The organism is Synechococcus sp. UW140, assembly GCF_900474295.1.
Lineage (GTDB): Bacteria > Cyanobacteriota > Cyanobacteriia > PCC-6307 > Cyanobiaceae > Synechococcus_C.
Genome location: NZ_UCOB01000029.1, coordinates 36,955 through 43,975, shown reverse-complemented (window position 1 = coordinate 43,975; position 7,021 = coordinate 36,955). Strand labels below are relative to the sequence as shown.

Annotated in this window: 8 protein-coding genes; 2 read left to right on the top strand and 6 right to left on the bottom strand. The window is 51.4% G+C overall.

Annotated features, from left to right (window positions below; genetic code table 11):
* Positions 1 to 666: 666 nt before the first annotated feature.
* Positions 667 to 987: a hypothetical protein gene (locus tag DXY10_RS12335; RefSeq protein WP_136989202.1), complete on the bottom strand. Its 321-nt coding sequence runs from the start codon at positions 985 to 987 to the stop codon at positions 667 to 669.
* Between the two features lie 329 nt (positions 988 to 1,316).
* Between DXY10_RS12335 and DXY10_RS12330 the strand changes: the two genes are divergently transcribed.
* Positions 1,317 to 1,658, top strand: a complete 342-nt coding sequence (locus DXY10_RS12330; RefSeq protein WP_136989200.1) for a hypothetical protein — start codon at positions 1,317 to 1,319, stop codon at positions 1,656 to 1,658.
* Positions 1,659 to 2,422: 764 nt separating this feature from the next.
* Here DXY10_RS12330 and DXY10_RS14315 read toward each other — a convergent pair.
* From DXY10_RS14315 to surE, 5 genes are all read right to left on the bottom strand, one after another.
* Entirely contained in the window at positions 2,423 to 2,728 is a 306-nt protein-coding gene (locus DXY10_RS14315) for a hypothetical protein (RefSeq protein ID WP_136989196.1), read from the bottom strand.
* 320 nt (positions 2,729 to 3,048) lie between these two features.
* Positions 3,049 to 3,264 (bottom strand): hypothetical protein, encoded by a 216-nt coding sequence (locus DXY10_RS12320; protein WP_206749701.1) that lies wholly within the window; start codon positions 3,262 to 3,264, stop codon positions 3,049 to 3,051.
* Positions 3,240 to 3,599: a hypothetical protein gene (locus DXY10_RS12315; RefSeq protein WP_115019734.1), complete on the bottom strand. Its 360-nt coding sequence runs from the start codon at positions 3,597 to 3,599 to the stop codon at positions 3,240 to 3,242. Before DXY10_RS12315 ends, DXY10_RS12320 begins: the two co-directional genes overlap by 25 nt.
* 34 nt (positions 3,600 to 3,633) lie before the next feature.
* Positions 3,634 to 4,746 (bottom strand): tyrosine-type recombinase/integrase, encoded by a 1,113-nt coding sequence (locus DXY10_RS12310; RefSeq protein WP_136989194.1) that lies wholly within the window; start codon positions 4,744 to 4,746, stop codon positions 3,634 to 3,636.
* A 310-nt stretch (positions 4,747 to 5,056) separates the two neighbouring features.
* Positions 5,057 to 5,866, bottom strand: a complete 810-nt coding sequence (gene surE, locus DXY10_RS12305; RefSeq protein ID WP_115019730.1) for a 5'/3'-nucleotidase SurE — start codon at positions 5,864 to 5,866, stop codon at positions 5,057 to 5,059.
* Positions 5,867 to 5,939: 73 nt separating this feature from the next.
* Between surE and pheS the strand changes: the two genes are divergently transcribed.
* Positions 5,940 to 6,947 (top strand): phenylalanine--tRNA ligase subunit alpha, encoded by a 1,008-nt coding sequence (gene pheS, locus DXY10_RS12300; protein WP_115019729.1) that lies wholly within the window; start codon positions 5,940 to 5,942, stop codon positions 6,945 to 6,947.
* Positions 6,948 to 7,021 lie beyond the last annotated feature (74 nt).

Below are 7,021 nucleotides of genomic sequence, written 5' to 3'. Positions count from 1 at the left end.
GAAACCCCCAGTTGAACTTGATGGCATCCTTGAGGTTGATCTCCATCACCCCGAGCTCTTCTGCGCTGCCTGCCTCTTGAGCAGCAGCAGGCAGCAAACCCCCGTTAGCGACTGCCAGTGCAGCAACACCGCTCAGCGATAGATACAGTCTTCCAAGAGGCCGCACTGGGATAGATACAAAATTACACTTATTATCTTGTGTTTGTGCAAGCGTGCAACCAAGTCACATCAATTGTGGTAATGAACACCCTCACGAAGCCTCTGTGTTTTGACCGGTTCAGAACAGTAGTTCAGGCACCTGCAGTTGGGAGTCGGATTATTCCCAAAAAAATAATGTAAATCTCTGAAGTCCTATACGTATACAGGAGGACCTAGGAATTACCCCATAGGGTGCCTCTCTAGCTGGCTTGTTAGTCCAGATAGATCGGCTAAACTCGCTTTACTAGGTGCTACAGCACAGGTTTTAGGGCTTCAATACCAACCAATTTTTCATTTCATGCCAACCACCGCTGAGAACCGTTGTTATGGCTACGACGTCCTACTTCGTATAGAACTCGAACCTATTGTTGGTGCTTTCTTTTGTTTGTTAGGCTCTGCGAGACATTCGTTTAGTGTTCTGCTCCGCTGTGAGCTTAGGTATATCCCAAAGTTCAAGGCAGGCAAAAGTCAATAGCGGAAATATATTTTATTCCTGCCTTTCACTGTTGGTTCGTCGGATTCTTCCAGGAGTTTGCCCTCTTTGCGCCTGTCAGCATCATCAAACTCTCCATAAATGCCCTCGTATTGATTGTCCCAAAAAGCATTGTAGCAAGTTCGATTGCGATTAAAGAGATTATGTGTGATGCCATCTTTGCCTGCAAGCTTATAGCGAATCACCTCTCCCTGTTCTTCCCATTCATTACACGCTTCCAATGCCCTTTGACTGGATGGATACTTTCCGCATCCTGCAAGTCCTAGCAAAAGAAGGAGGGCTGCTACTCGTTTCATTGGTGCTCTGGCTCTAGTCAAAGGCTAGACCTCTTCATTTTGTCCCTTTAGTGGTTTTTGTTGTCACTGTCGCGCTATCTGTAGAAGGTTTGACTTCGGAATCAACTTCTATAGATAGTGTGTTCTCGTGCGTAAACGCCAGTCTCACCGCTACGCCTAGCGCCAACGCTGCTGCGACTGCTAAGTGCATTTGTGAGACGCTGCTATTTCCTTGGTGGCTACTGATGGCACTCAGGGTTAACGGCGCTGATGGCAGGTCAGTGGGTGTTCTGATCCATAATGAAGCAGAGAAGATTCTTATCCCACTGCGTTTCAGTTGAGGCAAGCAAATGAAACTTTCAATACTCCTTGGTGCTCTGCTCCTCTCAGCATCACCTGTTGTCGCTCAATACAATGCTGAAAATAACTGTATAATGAATAAGCGAAGTGAATTGAAAGTGGTTCAGGAATCTATGCTAATGGCTATTGAAAAATCACAACAGCCTGAGATGGTTATTGATTTAGTGAGGCAAATGGAGGAGATCAGTCATTTCCCTAAGGGTCTGAGTGAAAGGGATAAGAATGGTATTGCTTACAAGTTGATGACGGATACAATCGCCCAAATCAAAAACAAGATTGAATTGTTTGAAGCCCTGCCTGACTGCGCAGAACTTCAACGAGGTAAAGGATAATTAAACTCTCACTACTCCTTGCAACTCTGCTCCTCTCGGCGACACCTGCTTTGGCTGAAGACTTTGTGTATTTGATGTGCGAGTCTAAAGGTTTTAATGAAGCTAAAGACCTTGAAATAAATGAGATAGAACGGAGCATAGTTGGAAGTCATATTCAGCACTGGAAGGTTGATATTGCTAAAAGTCGATTAATTACGGCTGAAGGTGATGTATGGGAAAAGCAAAGATCGTTAATGGTGTGGCTATTGAAGAGTGGGAAAAGCCGAGAAACAAGGATGGAATTACCGTCTCTTTAAAGTACTCAATCCAGATAGTTCCTCCAGGTCCGTTATTTCTCCATTCTCTTGCTCGCGGTGATTTCTATTCATATTCGATAAACGGAACTGGGATGTGCAAAGCAAGTGATGCTTCAGTGTTTGAGAAAGCCATGAACCAATCAAACTGATATTCACAATTTCTCTTCAACAAGATGTCTTACTGAAGCCCTGCCCCTAAGAGAACCACGCAACCCAATGTCCGTTGCTTGGTGTGCTTCAAGGGTTACTGATGGTACTAAGAGCTAATGACGCTGATGGCTACAAGTCTTGGTCATAGACGTATCTGCGCGAGAAAATGCATTACAAAAAAGCAATACCAACCAAATGCCAGCCCACATTCACGACTGAGTAATTCAGTGGTACCAATAGTCTTGAAGGTTGGTATTGCCAATGTGCCAGTTCATCGAGAACTCGAGTCTATTGTTGGTTGGCTTATTTGTTGCCTTATCACTTCCCCCAAGTCCAAACGCTCGTTGGCTGAATCATGCCATGTTCTATCCCCAAACAATAGGCACCGACTTTTGATGCACCAGAGATGATCATAGTCACATCTCCCGTGACCACTGTTCCATCAGAGTGGATAATCGGGGCCGCATCCTTGACTACTGTTTTGAGAGTCGTTGGATCTATGCCAAGAATTGCTAGTGCCTTCTCGTCAGTTATTTGCTTATTTCTCCACTGTTGACAGACAACAGCTGATGATGAGCAACCAGTCAAAAGCATTGCAGCAACTGGGATGAGCAGAGACTTCATGTGTTGGCGTTAATCATAAAAATCGCAAAACTTTTCGGTGCTGTACTCGTGCGTCATCTCATTGATTCCAATACGACTAAGAAAATCTTCGTTGGTAATGGCCCCGGAATCTTGAAGTGCGCAGGCTTTACGTAGCTTGGCGTCTTCGTTTACGGCACAGCCAGTAACTAAAGTAATTGCAATTCCAATTGGTATAAATCTATTCATTTGCTGCTCCTAGGGATTCTGATTGACTCTGCCCCGCTATCTGTTGACGGTTTGACTTCCTCAGGAGAGGCCGAGGCACGGAGTGTTTTGAAGTCGTTGAGGGTTGTCATTATTCAGCAGTGACTATTCCTCCCTTTCCCACCAGCAATGGCGACCAGAGCGATGGCATCCAGTTCAACGTCATCAAACTCTTCATCGACGTCAATGGTTTTAATCAGCTCCGAGACTTCAGCTTGATAGAGCTCAAGCTTTGTCTCCATCGGCATGGCGTCTGAAAGCTGCTTAAACCGTTCCAGCTTGTCCATCAGGCGTTCCTCCCGAACAACCACTTGCGCATCGGCCGCATGCCAGGGCAACGGCCCCAAGGTTCGTCGTGTGCTTCCTCTTGGCAGCAACCGTTACGACCGGCACCAATACCACCACCAGCAATGGCAGTCAGGGCGATGGCATCAAGCTCGATGTCGTCAAATTCTTCCTCTTCATCCATTTGCGCCAGGAACCCTTTGACTTCCTCAACGCTGGTGGTCATGCCCTTCTCTGCCGCAAGCTCCACAATCCGCTCAAACATCAACTGAGGGTTTTGGCTCATGAGCGTGATCAGCTCACTTTGAGTTTCAAGAGGCACACCAGCCCGCAACTGACGGAACTGCTCAAGAGTTGGCATCGCTGTCCTCTTCCCTTACTCAAGTCTAGGCGGGTTACTCCAACAGCTCCAACACTTCTCGTACCTGATCCAAGGTCGGAGCTACATATCCCAGGACAACTTTGCTAGTACCTGGAACGGTATGACCAGTGATTGCATGAAGGTAATAGGGGTTTATGTTTTGGAGCATCATCTGTGTCACCACGTAAGAACGCAGATCATGTGATTGAAACCCATAGTTCTTTGTGAAACATGTTGCCCACTTGCTTCCCCAGTTTTCTAGGTGAGATTTGTAGTCCTTTGGCCATATTGGTTCGTTGTCATTCCTGGTTAAAGCTTCGGGTAGCATCAGTCTTATCTTTTGAATTAGTTTGCTGTGAATAGGGATAGTTCTTTCACCACCTTCCTTCAGCTTCAGGTTCCTCTTTTGTCCGTTCCACTCGTAACGCTTTAGGCGCATGACACCAGCGTTCGTGTCTAGGTCACACCAGCGCAGCCCACAGTAATCTTCTTTTCGCAGGCCTTGATATCGTCCAAACCAGAATCGAACATCTCCATGTTGTTCTGCCTTAGTCTCTGCTGCTTCAAGTAGTTGTGGATCGAGTGGTTGTCTTTTTTTGGGTTTGGGCAGATTCTTCTTTTGTCCTTCCCAGATATTCTCCCCAGTAATCTCGCCGTTATTGATTGCATAGTTCCAGAACCCGTTGAAGGCCCCGATGTAATTGAGAATAGTATTGGTCTTCATTTTTTTATGGACCATATGCAGCTTGTATGCACTGGCCTGCTTGCGAGTCATGGTTCCTACGATTGAAGATCCATACCACTCAGAAAGTTGTTTTAACTTGCTTCTCCAGTTAGTGACTGTCGATGCAGTTACCTCTTCCAATAAGCATCGTTCTGTGACCCACTCGCTCCAAGGACGAATATCTGATTTGACTTCTTCGAGTTTGGCTTCTTCGCTTCGGCTGAGCTTTGCATCTAGTCCCTGTTTCTCAAGATCAGCTTTGTCATGCAGGCCTAGCAGCAAGCGTTGACGTTCCTGTGGCTTGTAGTTCGCAGCTCTAAGCGTGTCGTCCAAGGCCTCATCAAGTGGCATCCCAGTGGCCTGAGCTTGCTCTCTGGCGGCCATGAAGGGGCCTGTATCGGCTTCCTTGGTCCACTGCTGCAATAGCTCCGCTTCGATCCTCAGAGCGTTCTTCAGGGCTTCTTCACGGGTATCACCTCCTTTCCGTCTAGCGGTCTTCCCGCCCTTCTTTAGCCGGAGTGCTGATGGCCGATCTACGAATACGTACCAACCACGCCTTCCTTTTTCTTGTCCGACTCGGAACCCCACAGACTTGCTCGACCCCCACAGCTACCCCCACAGAGTAGCGTCTCAGTTCAGTGTTTAAGCTATTGCTGGGGTTTTGGGCGGTTTTGGATCTATCGCGCCCGTTGAACCGAGCCCAGGCTGGTTGCAGCGAACACCGCTTCGATGCTTAACGCACGGCCTGGCCACTGAGGTTGACGCTGGGCAGGGCCGACAGGCCTCCTCGCCAGAAAAGCTCGGGCTGGATTGGCGTGAGTGATGGGGCATTGGTCTGGATCTGGGCCACATCCGTGGGCCAGTCACGTGGACCATCGCCGCCGGATTCGAGATCTTCCACAGCCTCCCCTGCTAGCCAGTAGTAGGTGCGACCACGGGGATCCTTTCGGGGGCTGAACTGCTCTTCGTAACGTCGGATTGAGAGCCGTGTCCAGCGCAGAGGCCCCATTGCATCGGGGTGACAGGGGGGGATGTTGAGATTGAGCAGCAGGTTGTCTGGCCAGCCGTCTCGAAGGGCTGATTCGGCCACATCCAGGGCCAACGCACCGGCGCCCTCGAACTGACGCCACTGGAAGCAGGCGCTGCTCACTGCCATGGCCGGCAGTTGTTCCAGGGTGCCTTCCATGGCGGCAGCCACGGTGCCGGAGCAGAACACATCTGTGCCCAGGTTGGGGCCGTGGTTGATCCCAGACAGCACCAGATCAGGGGGGGCATCTAGCAGTTCAAACAGGGCCAGCTTCATGCAGTCGGCAGGCGTGCCGCTGCACGCCCAGGCGGTGACCCCTTGGCCGAACAACTCATCAGCGCGTTCGGCCCGGATGGGTTGCTGGAGGGTGAGGCCATGGCCGGTGGCAGAGCGCTCCTGATCGGGGCACACCACTGTGACCAGGTGGCCGCGGGCGGCGGCGGCCAGGGCCAGAGCTTTGATGCCATCAGCGAAGACGCCGTCGTCATTGCTGATCAGGATCCGCAGCGGGGGCATGGCATGCCGGAGGGGGTTGAGGGGAACCTAAGCGTCGCTGCTGCTTACAGTCAGTCGCTGCGAACCCAATGCCGTGAGCGCCACAGTGTCTCTTCAGCAGCTCACCGACCAGCTGGAGGCCCTGGAAACAGAGGCCGCTGCTGAGATTGCTGCTGCAGTCGATGCCGATGCGCTTGAGCAATTACGGGTGAGTTTGCTGGGCAAGAAAGGGCGCCTTTCCGGGGTGCTTGGTGCCATGGGCAAGCTTCCGGGCAACGAACGCCCGCTGGTGGGTCAGCGGGCCAACGTGCTCAAAACCCAGGTGCAGACGCTGCTCAGTGAGCGGTTGCAGGTCGTGAAGCGTGCGGCTTTGGAAGCCCGCCTTGCCAGTGAAACTCTTGATGTGACGGCGGCCGCATCCGGCGTTCCGATGGGCCATCGACACCCCCTGATCACCACCACAGAAGAGATTGTTGATCTCTTCTGTGGCCTCGGTTATCGGATGGTGGAAGGCCCTGAGGTGGAGACCGATCACTACAACTTCACCGCACTCAATATCCCGCCTGACCATCCGGCCCGGGACATGCAAGACACGTTCTATTTGAAAGACAACCTGTTGCTGCGTACTCACACCTCCCCGGTGCAGATCCGCCAGTTGGAGCAGACCCCGCCACCGGTTCGGATCGTGGCTCCAGGAAGGGTTTACCGCCGCGATGCGGTGGATGCCACCCACTCGCCTGTGTTTCATCAGGTGGAGGTGCTGGCGATTGACGAGGGGCTCGATTTCAGCCATCTGCGCGGCACGGTGATGGCGTTTCTGAAGGCGTTCTTCGGTGATTTGCCGGTGCGCTTCCGGGCCAGTTATTTCCCCTTCACAGAGCCCTCGGCGGAGGTGGATGTGCAATGGCGCGGCCGCTGGCTGGAGGTGATGGGCTGCGGCATGGTCGACCCTGCTGTGTTGGAAGGCCTGGGACTCGACCCTGAGCGCTTCAGCGGCTTCGCTGCCGGCCTGGGAGTGGAACGCTTCTGCATGGTGCGCCATGGAATCGATGACATTCGCAGGCTGTACACCAGCGATCTGCGCTTCTTGGAGCAGTTCTGATCCCATTCGTATCGACTTGTTCTGATGCTGGATGACCATTGGTTCTGATCTGGTGAGGATCGGGTCTGATCCAT

Coding starts and splice junctions, on each gene's coding strand:
- DXY10_RS12335 (WP_136989202.1), bottom strand. CDS start 987: ATGAAACGAGTAGCAGCCCTCCTTCTTTTGCTAGGACTTGCAGGATGC.
- DXY10_RS12330 (WP_136989200.1), top strand. CDS start 1,317: ATGAAACTTTCAATACTCCTTGGTGCTCTGCTCCTCTCAGCATCACCT.
- DXY10_RS14315 (WP_136989196.1), bottom strand. CDS start 2,728: ATGAAGTCTCTGCTCATCCCAGTTGCTGCAATGCTTTTGACTGGTTGC.
- DXY10_RS12315 (WP_115019734.1), bottom strand. CDS start 3,599: ATGCCAACTCTTGAGCAGTTCCGTCAGTTGCGGGCTGGTGTGCCTCTT.
- surE (WP_115019730.1), bottom strand. CDS start 5,866: ATGCCCCCGCTGCGGATCCTGATCAGCAATGACGACGGCGTCTTCGCT.